The 15,503-nt window shown below is 38.0% G+C and carries 15 protein-coding genes; 10 read left to right on the top strand and 5 right to left on the bottom strand.

Translation table 11 applies throughout. The features are described from left to right. Position 1: 1 nt before the first annotated feature. Positions 2–634, bottom strand: a complete 633-nt coding sequence (locus K5G00_RS03355) for a hypothetical protein (protein WP_238764303.1) — start codon at positions 632–634, stop codon at positions 2–4. Between the two features lie 94 nt (positions 635–728). On the opposite strand from K5G00_RS03355, the gene K5G00_RS03350 reads away from it, so the two are divergent. After that, positions 729–2,168: an ATP-dependent DNA helicase gene (locus K5G00_RS03350; protein WP_238764301.1), complete on the top strand. Its 1,440-nt coding sequence runs from the start codon at positions 729–731 to the stop codon at positions 2,166–2,168. Between the two features lies 1 nt (position 2,169). On the opposite strand, the gene K5G00_RS03345 is transcribed toward K5G00_RS03350, so the two are convergent. The 3 genes from K5G00_RS03345 to rpsA are packed head-to-tail and all read right to left on the bottom strand — an operon-like array spanning position 2,170 to position 5,534. After that, positions 2,170–3,102: a ribonuclease Z gene (locus K5G00_RS03345; protein ID WP_238764300.1), complete on the bottom strand. Its 933-nt coding sequence runs from the start codon at positions 3,100–3,102 to the stop codon at positions 2,170–2,172. Beyond that, positions 3,099–3,452 carry an STAS domain-containing protein gene (locus tag K5G00_RS03340; protein WP_238764299.1) on the bottom strand — a complete coding sequence of 118 codons (354 nt, stop codon included), beginning with the start codon at positions 3,450–3,452 and terminating at the stop codon, positions 3,099–3,101. Before K5G00_RS03340 ends, K5G00_RS03345 begins: the two co-directional genes overlap by 4 nt. A 45-nt stretch (positions 3,453–3,497) precedes the next feature. Further along, positions 3,498–5,534 (bottom strand): 30S ribosomal protein S1, encoded by a 2,037-nt coding sequence (rpsA, locus tag K5G00_RS03335; RefSeq protein ID WP_238764298.1) that lies wholly within the window; start codon positions 5,532–5,534, stop codon positions 3,498–3,500. Between the two features lie 302 nt (positions 5,535–5,836). On the opposite strand from rpsA, the gene rfbA reads away from it, so the two are divergent. Genes rfbA through K5G00_RS03310 form a run of 5 tightly spaced genes read left to right on the top strand, consistent with a single transcriptional unit; the run spans position 5,837 to position 10,687 of the window. After that, positions 5,837–6,718, top strand: coding sequence for a glucose-1-phosphate thymidylyltransferase RfbA (gene rfbA, locus K5G00_RS03330; RefSeq protein WP_238764297.1), 882 nt, complete (start codon positions 5,837–5,839; stop codon positions 6,716–6,718). 6 nt (positions 6,719–6,724) lie between these two features. Continuing rightward, entirely contained in the window at positions 6,725–7,279 is a 555-nt protein-coding gene (gene rfbC, locus K5G00_RS03325) for a dTDP-4-dehydrorhamnose 3,5-epimerase (RefSeq protein ID WP_238764296.1), read from the top strand. Positions 7,280–7,284: 5 nt separating this feature from the next. Beyond that, positions 7,285–8,154, top strand: a complete 870-nt coding sequence (gene rfbD / locus K5G00_RS03320) for a dTDP-4-dehydrorhamnose reductase (RefSeq protein WP_238764295.1) — start codon at positions 7,285–7,287, stop codon at positions 8,152–8,154. A 4-nt stretch (positions 8,155–8,158) separates the two neighbouring features. Next, on the top strand, positions 8,159–9,904 hold the full coding sequence (locus K5G00_RS03315) for a phospho-sugar mutase (RefSeq protein ID WP_238764293.1): 1,746 nt from the start codon (positions 8,159–8,161) through the stop codon (positions 9,902–9,904). A 30-nt stretch (positions 9,905–9,934) separates the two neighbouring features. After that, positions 9,935–10,687 (top strand): 3-keto-disaccharide hydrolase, encoded by a 753-nt coding sequence (locus tag K5G00_RS03310; RefSeq protein ID WP_238764291.1) that lies wholly within the window; start codon positions 9,935–9,937, stop codon positions 10,685–10,687. Between the two features lie 49 nt (positions 10,688–10,736). Here the strand turns inward: K5G00_RS03310 and K5G00_RS03305 are convergent, their stop codons facing one another. Beyond that, entirely contained in the window at positions 10,737–12,017 is a 1,281-nt protein-coding gene (locus K5G00_RS03305; protein ID WP_238764290.1) for a hypothetical protein, read from the bottom strand. A gap of 150 nt (positions 12,018–12,167) precedes the next feature. On the opposite strand from K5G00_RS03305, the gene K5G00_RS03300 reads away from it, so the two are divergent. The 4 genes from K5G00_RS03300 (at position 12,168) to K5G00_RS03285 (ending at position 15,386) form a co-directional block, all read left to right on the top strand. Continuing rightward, entirely contained in the window at positions 12,168–13,256 is a 1,089-nt protein-coding gene (locus tag K5G00_RS03300) for a hypothetical protein (protein WP_238764289.1), read from the top strand. A gap of 25 nt (positions 13,257–13,281) precedes the next feature. Continuing rightward, on the top strand, positions 13,282–14,127 hold the full coding sequence (locus K5G00_RS03295; protein ID WP_238764288.1) for an alpha/beta fold hydrolase: 846 nt from the start codon (positions 13,282–13,284) through the stop codon (positions 14,125–14,127). A 110-nt stretch (positions 14,128–14,237) separates the two neighbouring features. Next, on the top strand, positions 14,238–14,924 hold the full coding sequence (locus tag K5G00_RS03290; protein WP_238764287.1) for a nitroreductase family protein: 687 nt from the start codon (positions 14,238–14,240) through the stop codon (positions 14,922–14,924). 18 nt (positions 14,925–14,942) lie between these two features. Then, the gene (locus K5G00_RS03285; protein WP_238764286.1) at positions 14,943–15,386 is read left to right on the top strand and encodes a DsrE family protein; all 444 of its coding nucleotides are present in this window, start codon (positions 14,943–14,945) and stop codon (positions 15,384–15,386) included. Positions 15,387–15,503: the final 117 nt, after the last annotated feature.

Here is a 15,503-nt window from a genome sequence, read left to right as displayed (position 1 = left end):
TTTACTCCCAGTTACCTGCATTATTGATGGCTTCGGTAAGAGATCCTACTTTTAGTCCCGGATATTTTTCGTTAGTTCTGCTTTGGTCATTCATGTTAATAACCAGCTGGCGATCAAGATCATTCAAAATTATATTATTATGTGCTTTAGCTTCAAATACCGGAACTTTAATTCCTGAACCGGTTGTAATGACTGTCGCTCCTAAATGAAATTCTGCTTGCGTATCCGGAATCGGAACATATTTAAGTTGATCTGCGTTATAACCTTTTCCAAAAAGAGACTCCAGAACACTTTCTTTTATGGTATCCCGAATAAGAAGTCCCATCTGAATCGCTTTTTTTTCGCTGATGCCTTCTTCAATCATACTATCGGTAAGTTCACCAATTTTACGAACATTTCTTACTGAATCATATTTCACAAAATCAATAAGTGTGTCCCAACTTCCGGTGTACCTTCCGTAAACATCTTTAAATGCCAGCTGGGCTTTTCTAATATCTTTTAACTTTTCAATGGTAACATCGTACCTGGCTTTTTGAGCTTTTTGAAAATCAATTGGCCGCTGAATACTTTGATAAATCATATAAGCCAGCACAACAGCAACGATGAAAAGCAAAATTTGAATAACGGTTCTCATTTTTATAATTTTAGTAAGTTTTATTTTTCGATAGATTGCAAATTTAAAAAAAAAAATAAATTACCTTCCCTAAGAGAATGTTATTTTAGCAGCTATGATAAAAAATCATTTGCAGGCTTTATTGACCCAAAACCTTCAATTCTCTCCAACCTCCTGTCAGATAAGGCTAATAGAAGGTTTGGCAGACTATATTTCTTCAGACAGGCCTGATGAAATAATGTTAATAAAAGGATATGCCGGAACAGGGAAGACAACTATGATAAATGCCCTGGCTCAGGCACTGAATTTATTAAAGATAAGAACGGTTTTAATGGCTCCAACAGGCCGCGCTGCAAAGGTTATTGCCGGTTACACAGGGAAAAGTGCATTTACCATTCATAAAAAAATTTACAGACAAAAATCTTCTGCTGACGGAATGGGAAATTTTGTTCTTGACAAAAATTTATATAAAAATACCTATTTTATTGTTGATGAGTCTTCTATGATTTCTGATCAGCCGGGCGACAGTTCGGTTTTTGGAAGTGGCAGGTTACTCGACGATTTGCTTGAATACGTTTATTCTGGCGAAAATTGTCGCTTGGTTTTAGTTGGAGATACTGCGCAACTTCCTCCGGTGGGAGTAAATATCAGCCCGGCTTTGGATGCCTTACAGCTGGAAAATTACGGGTTTTCAGTAAATGAATATGAGTTAACTGAAGTTGTTCGGCAGGAGTCGGATTCCGGAGTTTTATTTAATGCAACGAAAATGCGCCGGCTGATTGCTGCAGATGAACAGGCCCCCGGATTTTTAGAGATTAAATTGGAATCGTTTTCTGACATAGATAGAATTGGCGGAGGTGAATTGATTGAAAAGATAGGTACCTGTTACGACAAGTATGGATTTTTTGAAACTACGGTGGTCACACGTTCTAATAAAAGAGCCAATTTGTATAATAAAGGAATCAGGGGATCGATTCTCTATAAGGAAAATGAGATTGAGCAAGGAGACCTTTTAATGATCGTTAAAAATAATTATTTCTGGGCCGGAGAAGGTGTCGAACTTGATTTTATTGCCAATGGTGATATCGCGGAAATTAAAAAGATATACGGCTATGAGGAATTGTACGGATTTCGTTTTGCAAACGTAAACCTCCGGTTTGTAGACTATGAAAATGTTGAACTTGATTGTAAGATTTTTTTGGAAACACTTGCTATTGAAACTGCCTCGTTTTCGCAAGAGAGAAATCGTGAACTTTTTGAAGCCGTATCAGAAGATTATTTGGATGTAGGGAACAAAAGAGAACGCTGGAGAAAAATAAAAGAAAACCCCTATTTTAACGCTTTGCAGGTAAAATATGCTTACGCTTTAACTTGTCATAAAGCCCAGGGAGGGCAGTGGAAAGCGGTTTTTGTGGATCATGGTTATTTGGTTGAAGAAATGCTCGACAAAGAATACTATCGTTGGTTGTATACAGCATTTACACGACCGACTGAAAAACTTTTTCTTGTAAATTTTAATAAGAATTTTTTTAAAAGTGCAGGAACGGAGCTCTGATTTAGTATTGTTCCACCTCGTAAGTATTTCCATCAATAGCTGTTTCAGTATTTGCAAATACCGATTTTGCTTCTTTCTTAAATTCTGAAACGGTCTTGTAGCGAGCTGAAAAATGCCCGATGATTAACTTGCCAGCATTGGCTAGTCTGGCAATTTCAGCTGCTTCTTTAGCTGTTGAATGTAACGTTTTTTTTGCCCAGTCCTTCATGTTTTCAGTAAATGTAGCCTCGTGGTACAATAAATCTACGTTTTTGATTATTTCTGCTATTTCCGGAAGGAAAACAGTATCGGAACAAAAAGCGTATGAACGGGGTTTGGGTGGCAAAGTAGTTAATTCTGCGTTTGAAATGATTTTGCCGTCAGCGGTTTTAAAATCAGCTCCGCCCTTTATATTTTTTATTTCTACAATTGGAATATTGTATTGTGTTATAAATTCCTTTTTTATGTTAGGCTGTTTCGGGACTTCTTTAAAAAGAAAACCACAAACCGGACTGCTGTGTTTTAGTGGAAATGAAAAAACTTCAACTTTTTTATCGGAATAAATTTTTTGTGGCTTTTTAAAATTTAGCGGATGAAAAATGACTTTAAATTGTAAATCGGCTTTTAGGTGATCGAGCTGAGGCTGGATAAGAGTTTTGAGTTCAGATGGCGAGTAAATGTGAATGTCCTTTTTTAAGCCAAGCAGATTAAAGGTTGATAGTAAACCTATCAGCCCGTAAAAATGGTCGCCGTGAAGATGGGATATAAAGATGTGGTTGATTTTGCTGAAGCTGATTTTTTGCCGACGGATTTGGATCTGAGTTCCTTCTCCACAGTCGATCAAAAAAAACCGCCCAGGTACACGAAGTACCTGGGCGGTTGGATATCTGTCAGATGTTGGTAATGCAGAACTACTTCCGAGTATGGTCAATTCAAAAGGCGTTTCTGTTTTCACAGATTTTCCTTTTTCTCCAGCAAATTTTCAGCTTCTTCGATGTTTTTGGTTATCAAAAGAACCGTATGAAGCATTGATATCTTTACCAGGTTTTCCACATCGGGCTGGAGACCGCAAAGAACAAAGGTACCGATTGCATCTTCACAGAGCCGGTTAGCAACTAAAACAGCTCTTAAACCGGAAGAATCGCAGTAATTTACACTGCTTAAATCAAGAACGATGTTCTTTTCACCCCCATTGTTGATAACAATCAATTCTGACTTAAGATCAGGAGCATTATTTGTATCTAATCTGTCGGAATTTACCTTAACCAAGGTATAATTTCCCTTTTTTAGAATTTCGAACGTCATGACATTCAATTTACGAAATTCTTATTACAAATTCCAAACCTGAACTTATTTATCTTTTTTCTCGTCAGCTTCCATCTGCGATTTCAAAGCAGCCAATTCGCTGATGTCTCCCAAAGTAGTCTTTTCGATATTGTCGTTAACCGATTTAACTGCTTTTTTGTTGGAACGTCCTTGCGTTTTACGTTTTGCATTTTCTTCGGCACGTTTAACATCTTCGTAAACACGCGAGTGAGAAACAATAATTCTTTTGGCTGATTTGTTGAATTCAATCACTTTGAAATCCAGTTTTTCATCCTGTTTTACAGAAGAACCATCTTCTTTAACAAGGTGACGTGGAGTAGCGAAACCTTCAACACCGTATGGAAGAGCGATAACAGCACCTTTGTCCATCAACTCAACCACAGTTCCTTCGTGAATAGAGTCTGCAGTGAAAATGGTTTCAAATACATCCCATGGATTTTCTTCCAGTTGTTTGTGTCCTAAACTCAAACGACGGTTTTCTTTGTCAATATCAAGAACAACAACTTCTATTTCTTCACCAACTGCAGTAAATTCTGATGGATGTTTGATTTTTTTCGTCCAACTCAAATCTGAGATATGGATTAATCCGTCAACGCCTTCGGTAATTTCCACAAATACACCAAAGTTGGTAAAGTTACGTACGGTTGCTTTGTGTTTGCTTCCCACACCAAATTGAGTGTCAATATTTTCCCATGGATCTTCTTTCAGTTGTTTAATGCCGAGCGACATTTTGCGTTCTTCACGGTCGAGCGTAAGGATTTGAGCTTCAACTTCGTCGCCTACACTTAAGAAATCCTGTGCGCTGCGCAAATGCTGGCTCCACGACATTTCCGAAACGTGAATTAAACCTTCAACTCCCGGAGCAATTTCAACAAAAGCACCGTAGTCGGCAATCACAACCACTTTACCTTTAACTGAGTCGCCAACTTTAAGGTTATCATCCAGTTTATCCCATGGATGAGGAGTCAATTGTTTCAAGCCAAGAGCGATACGTTTTTTGTCATCATCAAAATCAAGAATAACTACATTTAGTTTCTGATCCAATTCAACAATTTCACTCGGATGTGAAATACGTCCCCATGAAAGGTCGGTAATGTGAATCAGGCCGTCAACGCCACCAAGGTCCATGAATACACCGTAAGATGTAACGTTTTTAACGGTTCCTTCCAGTACCTGTCCTTTTTCAAGTTTAGCAATAATTTCTTTCTTCTGTTGTTCCAGTTCAGCTTCAATAAGCGCTTTGTGTGAAACAACAACGTTACGGTATTCGTGATTGATTTTAACCACTTTGAACTCCATGGTTTTGCCCACAAATACGTCGTAATCGCGAATGGGTTTAACATCAATTTGTGAACCTGGTAAGAATGCTTCAATACCAAATACATCCACAATCATACCACCTTTAGTGCGGCATTTGATGTATCCCTTGATGATTTCGTCGTTTTCAAGCGATTCATTAACACGCTCCCAGGAACGGGTAGCACGTGCTTTTTTGTGCGACAGAATCATCTGTCCTTTTTTATCTTCCAGACTTTCGATGTAAACATCTACTTTATCGCCTACCTTCAGTTCCGGATTGTAACGGAATTCGTTCAAACTAACAATACCGTCTGATTTATAACCTATATCAACAACAACTTCACGTTTGTTTAACGAAATTACAGTTCCTTCCAAAACTTCTTTTTCTGTAACTGTATTTAAGGTGTCGTTGTAAAGATCTTCAAGCTTATTTCTTTCTTTTTCAGAATAAGCATCAACACCACTTTCGAGGCTTGCCCAGTCAAATTCTTCAGGTTCAGCATTTGTCTCTTCTGCAACTACTTCTTCCTCTGCAGATGCTTCTTCTGTTTTTTCTTCTTCTTTGGCTTCAGTTTTTTCTTCAGTAGTAGCTTCTCCAACTTTTGTTTCAGCTACTACTTCTTCTGCTTTTTCTCCAGCAGCTGTTTCTTTAGGAGTTTCTTCAGTTGTTTCTTCCGAAACTTTTTTTTCTTCCTGAACCGGAGAAGCGGCTTCTTGTTTTACCTCTTCCTGTTCAAGATTTTCATTTTTCTTTTCAGTCATGTAATTCTAATTAAATTAATGAGTTAGACTTTATTATTGTTTAAATCGCGCGCAAAAATAGAATATAATTCAATCATTTCAAAAGTTTTACTGCTTTTAATTGATATTTACCACTTCAATTTTAATTCGATACAATTTTTTGAACGTTACAATTTTTAATAAATTTTCTTTTGTTGCCTCCTTATTTACTTTTATTAATTTTGAAACCGGAAGACCCAAAAAAAAAACGCTTATATTTTCAAAACTAATAAAAGGCGAAATTGTTGAAGATTATTATTTTACCAAACTCAAAATAAGAAAAAATGAAAGGTATTATTCTTGCTGGAGGTGCCGGAACCAGGCTCTATCCGATTACACGTTCAATTTCAAAACAAATAATTCCGGTTTACGACAAACCCATGATTTATTATCCGTTGTCGGTTTTAATGCTTGCCGGGATTAGAGATATTTTAATAATATCAACTCCCACCGACATTGGTTTATATAAAAATCTTTTGGAAGACGGGGAACAACTTGGATTAAAAATATCATATAAAATACAGCCTTCACCCGATGGATTGGCACAAGCTTTTATTTTAGGTGAAGAGTTTATTGGCGACGACAGTGTTTGTATGATTCTAGGTGATAATATCTTCTACGGTTATAATTTCAGAAGTATTTTGGAGGATGCCGCTTCATTGAAGGATGGTGCCTATGTTTTTGGTTATTATGTGAACGACCCGGAAAGATATGGTGTTGTGGAGTTTGATGAAACAGGCAAAGTAATTACAATTGAAGAAAAACCGGAAAAACCAAAATCGAATTACGCCGTAACCGGGCTTTATTTTTATTCCAACGACGTGGTTCAGAAAGCAAAAAGCTTAAAACCATCAAAAAGGGGTGAACTCGAAATTACGGATCTAAACCGTTTATATCTGGAAGAAAACAGGTTGAATACTAAATTATTGGGCCGGGGCTTTGCCTGGCTTGATACCGGAACACATGATAGCTTGTTACAAGCCTCTAATTTTATTGCTACAATAGAGCAGCGTCAGGGATTAAAGGTTTCTTGTATTGAAGAAATTGCTTACAAAAAAGGTTTTATTGATAAGGAACAGTTAATAAAGCTTGCTCAGCCTCTGAGTAAAAATCAGTATGGAGAATATTTATTACGTTTGGCAGAAAAACAAATATTTTCTTTTTAACTCAGTATGAAAATTACAGAAACACCGATACCGGGGCTGTTTGTTGTTGAGCCACGGGTTTTTGAAGATTCCAGAGGCTATTTTTATGAATCGTATCATAAAGAACGATATTTTCAGAACCAGATGGGAGCAGAATTTATTCAGGACAATGAATCAAGATCTGTTCGGGGTGTGGTTCGCGGACTACATTATCAGCTTGCTCCTTTTGCTCAGTCAAAATTAGTCCGGGTTGTTCAGGGAAGTGTTTACGACGTGGCTGTAGACTTACGAAAAGGTTCACCAACATTTGGCGAATGGTTTGGCTTGGAACTTAACGAAGCCGAAAAGAAACAATTGTTTATTCCCCGGGGGTTTGCTCACGGTTTTTCAGTTTTAAGTGAGACGGCAATTTTTTCTTATAAGTGCGATAATGTGTATAGTAAGGATTCAGAAAGATCGATAAATATAAATGATCCTAAATTGAACATCGACTGGAAGATTAAAACTTCTGAACAAATTGTTTCGGAAAAGGATCAAGTCGCTCCGTTTTTTGATGATGCTGAAATGAATTTTAATTTTTGATCGGAATGAAAATTTTAATTACCGGTGCCTACGGACAGCTTGGAAATGAAATAAGAGTACTGTCGGAAAAATATTCAGCATGGGAATTTATATTTACCGATGTTGATTCCTTAGATATTACCAATCAAAAAGCAGTTGCTGATTTTTTCCAAAAAACGCAGCCTGATTTTATTGTAAACTGTGCAGCTTATACTGCGGTTGATCGGGCCGAAACAGAGGTTGAAACGGCAACAAAAATAAATGCAACAGCACCGGGTATTCTTGCGAGTGCTGCCAGTGAAATTTCTGCGAAGATAATTCATATCTCTACTGATTATGTATTTTCGGGCGAAGCTTTTCTTCCACTTAGCGAAGAAGAGCCGGTTAAACCAACCGGTATTTACGGAAAAACAAAATTGGAAGGCGAAAAAAATTGTATAAAAGAGAATCCGGAATCTGTTATTATCCGCACTTCTTGGTTGTACTCGGCGTTTGGAAATAATTTTGTAAAAACAATGCTTCGGCTGGGCAAAGAGCGTGATGCTTTAAAAGTGGTTTTTGATCAGATAGGAACGCCAACCTATGCTGGAGATTTGGCAGCTGCAATTCTGTCGATTATCGAAATTGCAGAAACAGAGCCTGAAAAGTTTGTGTCGGGAATTTATCATTATTCCAACGAAGGAGTGGCCAGTTGGTTTGATTTTTCAAAAGCAGTATTTGAAATTTCAGGCTTAAAGTGTAAGGTTTCTCCCGTTCTTTCAAAAGAATTTCTAACCCCGGCGAAGCGTCCGAGTTACAGTGTGCTGAATAAGTCGAAAATTAGAAATACCTTTGCACTGGAAATTCCTTACTGGAAGGATAGTTTGGAAGTTTGTATGAATAAAATAGAAAAATAAGGATATGGAAAATCAGGAATTATTGCAGGAAGTAAGAGAAAAAGCTAAACAATGGTTGTCTGACACCTACGATGAAAATACACGCAACGAGGTTCAAAAATTGCTGGAAAACGAAGATTCGTCAGAACTGATAGATTCTTTTTACAGAAGCCTTGAGTTTGGAACAGGTGGGCTTAGAGGAATTATGGGAGTGGGAACCAACCGGATGAATATTTACACTGTTGGTGCTGCAACACAAGGATTAAGCAATTATTTAAAACAAAATTTCGCCGGCCTTGACGAGATAAAAGTCGCCATTGGCCATGACTGTCGTAACAACAGCCGTCTGTTTGCCGAAAGCAGTGCGAAAATTTTTGCTGCCAACGGAATTAAAGTTTACCTTTTTGATGATTTAAGACCAACACCGGAACTTTCATTTGCGATTCGTGAATTGGGATGCCAAAGCGGAATTATTCTTACCGCATCACATAATCCGAAAGAGTACAATGGTTACAAGGCATATTGGGATGACGGGTCACAAATTGTTGCTCCGCACGATGTGAACATTGTAAACGAGGTAGCCAAAATAAAACCTGAAGATATTAAATTCGACGGACCGGATGAACTGATCGAAATTCTGGGCGACGAAATGGATCAAAAATTCCTTGAACAGGTAAAAACTGTTTCTATTTCTCCTGACGTAGTTGAAAAACACAAGGATATAAAGATTATTTATACACCGATTCACGGCACTGGCGTAAAATTGATACCGGCAGCCTTGCGTAAATTTGGTTTTACAAACATCATTAACATTCCGGAACAGGATGTTGTCAGTGGCGATTTTCCCACTGTTGTTTCACCCAATCCTGAAGAGCCCGCAGCAATGGAAATGGCTACAAAAAAAGCGGCTGAAATTGACGCAGACGTTGTGATGGCTTCTGATCCTGATTCCGACAGAATAGGCGTTGCAGTAAAAAATGATAAAGGGGAATATATAATTGTAAACGGGAATCAAACTGCGCTTCTTTTTATTTATTACATCATTACAAAAATGAAGGAAGCCGGAGCAATTAAAGGAAACGAATATATTGTAAAAACAATTGTTACAACCGAGTTGATTGCAGAAATAGCTAGTAAAAACAGCATTGAGTATTTTGATGTGTATACCGGATTTAAGTTTATTGCAGAAATTATTCGTGAACTGGAAGGCCAGAAAAAATACATCGGCGGAGGGGAAGAAAGTTTTGGTTTTATGCCGGCCGATTTTGTCCGGGATAAAGATGCTGTTTCATCCTGTGCTTTGATGGGAGAAATAACAGCATGGGCAATTGACCAGGGAAAAACATTGTTTGAGCTTTTGCAGGATATTTATCTGGAATATGGTTATTCTAAGGAAAAAATGAAATACATCGTTCGGAAAGGAAAATCGGGAGCCGAAGAAATTCAGCAAATCATGGATAATTTCCGTTCAAATCCACCAAAAGAACTGGGGGGGGCAAAACTGGAATGGGTAAAAGATTATTCAACTCTGGTTGCTAAAAACCTGATAATTCCCCAAAATGTGAAAATTGACCAGAAAATTACGTCAAATGTACTTCAGTTTTTTACAGAAGACGGAACAAAAATTTCTGTCCGCCCGTCGGGAACAGAGCCCAAAATTAAGTTTTATTTTGAGGTAAAAGGTGAGTTGAAATCAAGGGCTGATTTTGATGCTGCTGAAGAAAAGGCCGAGGCAAAAATTGATGTAATAATGGAAGAATTAGGACTTTAATTTTAGATATTACCTAAAAAATACTAAATCATGAGAAATTATATTTTAACCTTTTTACTGCTGTTTTCAGCAGTTGTAGTTATGGCTCAGGAAGAGCCGGTAAAAATGAAACCGGAAATGACCGAAATATGGGATCCGGAAGTGAGCGTTGTAACACCGGGAGAAACTCCTGCCGACGCACCCTCTGATGCGATTGTTTTATTTGACGGTGTAGATCTGGAGAGCGAGTGGACCAGCGCTGACGGAGCAAAACCCGGATGGACAGTTGAAGACGGTTGCGTTACGGTAAAAAAGGGAGCGGGAGTTATTAAAACAAAGCGTGTTTTTTGGGATTTCCAGTTACACATCGAATGGCGTGCTCCGGCTGAAGTAGTTGGTAAAAGCCAGGGGCGCGGAAACAGTGGTATCTTTCTTCAGGAATTGTATGAAGTACAGGTATTGGATAATTACGACAACCGCACCTACCGTAACGGACAAGCCGGGAGTTTATACAAACAACATCCACCACTGGTAAATGTTTGTAAAAAGCCGGGCCAGTGGCAAACCTACGACATTATATACACAGCCCCACGGTTTAATGAAGATGGAACTTATTTCACGCCGCCAACCGTTACGGTTTTGCAAAACGGAGTATTGGTTCAGAATAATGTAAAACTGCGCGGCCCAACTGAGTATATTGGCATTCCTGAATACTTTATTGAAAAACATGGTCCTAAAGGTATTGTGTTACAGGATCACGGAAACCCGGTGAGTTTTCGTAATATTTGGATACGGGAATTGTAAACAATAATTTTTTAAAATATGCGAAGCCTGAGGGAAACTTCAGGCTTTTTTATTCAAAATCCTCTGAAAAAACCAGGTTTTTTTTGTCGTCATACAATCGTGCATAATCGATGGCACCGCTCCCGGCAAAATTGTAATAAACCCCTTTTATCCTCCCGTTGCTGGCTTCGTATGATGTTTTATAAATTTCCACACCGTTCAAAAAAATGGTCACGACCTTATCTTTGAAATCCATTTTTACATCGTTCCAGACATTTAAATTGGTTCCAAACGCCGACAAATCATTGTTTTGCCCCGAAATATAATCATTACCAAATTTTAAATATAACCTGCCGATACACCCCGGGGCGCAAAGTTGGAGAAAGTGCCGGCCAAACTCACCAAAAATGGAGACTTCACATCCCTGACAAACCGTGGCGCCTTCTTCCAGATTATTTTTGAGCCGTGTCTCAAATGTGAAATTATCGCTGTCGCCGCTAAAATCCTCATTCACATAGTAAAAACAGGTGGCATGGTTATTATTTGATAAATCAATGTTGTAATTTTTAACAGTTTCGGGCGAAATATAGATCTGTCCGTTTGAAATACAATTTTCCTTCACATAAATTGGAATGATATCGTTTGCCGGATTCTGAATTACATTTAACCAGTTGGCAGTAGTTATATAAACCGGAATTTCTTTTACGAGCTGGTCGTTAATCAACAATTTTGCCCTGTGATATCCCGGGTAATAATAAACCGATGTGGAATATTTTTCATTTTTTTTGATTTCTGCACGTCTGCGAATATCCCACGATTGTTGGATAAACGCACTGTCGAAATTATACATGGAGATATCATAGTCAAAAATCACCGTATTGGGTAATCCTTCACTTACATTTTTCCTGCTCGAGAATTTTGCTTCGGAGTAACTTTGTGCAGGTTGACTGTTTAGCATTAACAGGATCGCAAAAAATAACACGATTGAGGCAACAGGAATGTAAATTATCTTTTTTGTCCATTTAAATTTTCGTCTGGGAGTTTTCTTTCTCTCCTGTATTGGATTGTCAACAGGAATACTCGTTTTTAAATCGTACCAATCTTTGTAGCCAACAAATTGCGCCAAAGCGTTTAGCGTATTTTTTTGTGGTATTTTCTGAAATTGGTTTTTGCTTATCCTTTTAAGCGTGGAAACGCTCAAACTTATGCCGGTCTTTTCTTCAATCTGAAAACTCAGGTTTTCAAAATCGCGTTGTTGCCACTGTCCGGGTGCAGCTAATTGAAATTCATCCGAAATTTTTTGAGTGATAATTTCGATATAGATTTTTTCCCGGTCAGTATCGTTTTGCATAATGCGTTTTTTTTCTGAGGTCTAAATTAACAAGAACCTTTGAATTTTTTAAATATGAATCAACTTTGATTGGATTTTGAATACGTTTTGACTGCTGATTTTTTGTGCTATTCCTGAACTTTGTTACAGAAAATCAAAATCAGAAATATCATGAAAACAATTTTTTATCTACTGCTGATGACTTTTAGTTTTTCTCTTTGTGCTCAGAATTCTGCAAAGTTAAGTGGAATTGAATGGCAACTTGAGGGGAAGGTTATTAATGAAAATTACAAAGAAAAAGACTGTCTGAAAACCGATGAAGGCGTTGCCATTGCCAAAGGTGTAAATTTTAAAAACGGTACAATCGAATTTAACATGTGTATTCAACCGGGGCGTGGATTTGCCGGAATTCGTTTCCACGGCGACGGTCTTGCGAACACCGAGGAGTTTTACATTAGAAAACATCAAAGCGGAAATCCCGATGCAATGCAATACTCTCCGGTATACAACGGAAATGCAGGCTGGCAATTGTATTACGGCGATGGCTACGGGGCAGCCAAAGAACATGTTTTTGATGAATGGTTTAAGGTTAAGCTGGTTATATCCGGAACCCGTGGAGAAGTTTACATTACCGAAATGGAAAAACCAATTTTGGTGATTCACGAACTAAAATTAGGTGAACGCGATGGTAAAATCGCATTTTACGGTCCGGCGCGTTTTGCCGGCGTTAAAGTTACAAACCTCGACTCGCCGGAGTTAAACGGAGAGTTTAAGGAGATAGTAAAGGCAGATAAAGAGGTTATTCAAAAATACAAGGTTTCGGAGTTATTTGATATGGGAGCTTTGATTAATGAAAATCTTCTTCCCGCAAATTTTGTTCAAAAACTCCGGTTCAAAGAATTTAACACCGAAGCCGACGGTCTGCTTAACATCTCTCAAACAGGTGCTTTGGGCGAAAAGAAGAATGCTGTTCTTTTAAAAATTGATATTACTTCTGAAACCGATTTGGTAAAGATGATGAGTTTTGCATTTAGCGATATCGCTAAAATTTTTGTAAACGGAAAGGCAGTTTGGATTGGTTCGGATATTTACCGAAGCCGCGATTACCGCTTCCTTGGAACCATCGGGTATTTTGACTCCGTTTATCTCGACCTGAAGAATGGCAAAAATGAAGTGATTGTTATGGTTGCTGAAAACTTCGGTGGCTGGGGATTTAAAGCCCGGTTCGAAAATCTGAATGGTGTTAAATTAATTTATTGATATTCAGATTGTTAATATGAAAGTAATGAATCCGATTTTAAAAAAGATATTCATATTTGTATCCGTACTGTTACCGCTTCAGCTATTTGCACAAATACCGTATGGAAACAATCCTGAAACCGCGAAGTATGTTCAAACCAAAGACGCAAAAATTTATTATGAAATTTACGGAAGTGGCAAATCTATTTTATTGATTCATGGCAGTGTATATGGATACATCAATGAATTTGAAAATATATTTCCTCTCCTGACCAAAAACCATAAGGTTATTGCGGTTGCTTTACGCGGCCACGGAAAATCTGAAATTGGGGACAGGAATTACAGCTATGATTTATTTGCTCAAGACATGATCGCGGTTTTAAATGCAGAAAATATTGATCGTATTGATATAATGGGATTTAGCTCAGGAGCAATTACCGCTGTTAAATTGGCTGCAGATTATCCGGAACGGGTAGTGAAAGTTGTAAGTATAGCTGGGGCACTTGGCGCAAAAGATAAAACTCCTAAAAGAAAACAACAGCAAAAAGAAATGACTGCAGATGAGTTTGTTGCTGCCAATAAAAATTTTGTAGATAGCCGTAAAAAGTTAATGCCGCAGCCCGATCGCTTCACCGATTTTTACGAGAAGCTGATGAAAGTTAATGATGATCCTGTCTGGATAAGCGAAAAAGCCGCCTCTGAAATAAAATCACCGGTATTGGTTGTAGGAGGAGACAGAGACGGATATTTCCCGGTGGAAGAGTTTTTAAGAATGTATTCCATTATTCCCAATTCAAAATTATTAATTCTTCCGGATAATGGTCATGTCGATGCTTGTCAAAATAAAGTAATGTACATCGATTTTGCGCTTCCGTTTTTAGAAGAGAATTAAATATAATCTACACACAATAAGACAAAAACAATGAACAACTGTACTGACAATTTTTGAGAAAATCATAGCAGAAAATATGTGGATGCAGTTGGGCTATTAAAACAAAACAAATGAACAGAAGAAACAGTTTGAAGGCAGGAGCTTCGGTTCTTGCCGGCCTGGCCATTGCGCCTGTAGTTGGTGCAGCAGGAAGAAATTTTGTAACACCACCAGAAGATTCCTTTTGGGAAGTGGTGGAGAAACGCCGCTCTGTCCGCGCATTTAAACCAGACCCGGTTCCGGAAGCAGATATGAATAAAATTATCGATGCTGCCCGAATGGCGCCAACCGCAGGAAATCAGCAACCCTGGAAATTTTTAGTTATTAACGACCGGGAAAAAATTGAGGCGTTAAAAGCGGCAAAACTAAAAGAAACAGAAGCTTATTTAAAAGATTCAAAGAAGCTTTCGGGCGAAGAGTTAGAAGAGCAACTAAAACAAACGGACGAACAACTGAGTAAAGGATACTTATCGGCTTCAACGTATGTTGTGGTTTTAACCGATAACAATAGCCGTTATCCAACTTATAATCATTACGACGGCCCGTTGGCAGCCGGTTATTTGATGCTTGCTGCATGCGCCCTTGGCTATGGAACCGTTTTTATTACCGATTCATTTTCTGAAGAGTTAACAAAACGCGTTTTTACTATTCCTAATGAATATACCAGAGTTTGTTTTACTCCGGTTGGCATTCCGCTTCAATGGCCGGATAAAGAGAAGAAAAACCTTGAGGAATTCATCGTAAAAGAAAAATTTTAATCCTAAAAACTAAAAAAAATGAAAAATCGAATCTTTATTTTAATGTTTATTCTAATTGGCTTTTCTTTTGCCGGATTGGCAAATGAGCCTTTTATTGAATCACAAAATCAACAGGAAGAAATTCCCGCATCGGAAAAACTTGTCGTTCTTTGGGCCAGTGGCGACAAAGAAGTTGCCGAAAAAATGGTGTTGATGTACACTTTTAATTCCAAACGATTTGAGTGGTGGAAAGATATTACCTTGGTTATTTGGGGACCCTCGCAAAAAGTTATGGTTGAAAATCCGGATATTCAGGATTATGTGAAAAAAATTATGGAGCAGGGAACGGAAGTGAAAGCATGTAAGGGCTGCTCGGATATGTATGGAATCTCGGAGAAGTTGGAAGAATTAGGTGTTGAAGTAAGATACATGGGCGAAATAACAGATTATATGAAAGAAGGCAGACACATTTTATCGTTGTAAAAAGGTTTAAAAAAACAAAAACCGACACTGTTTCACAAAGTGTGTAAATTAAAAATACCGAGGGTTTAGCTATTTATAGCTGGACCCTTTTTTCAAATATGACTAAGAACTGATTTA

Source organism: Maribellus maritimus, assembly GCF_022267315.1.
Taxonomy (GTDB): domain Bacteria; phylum Bacteroidota; class Bacteroidia; order Bacteroidales; family Prolixibacteraceae; genus Draconibacterium; species Draconibacterium maritimum.
Note: the sequence above shows the minus strand (reverse complement) of the source record. Positions and strands in the feature narration are given on the sequence as shown.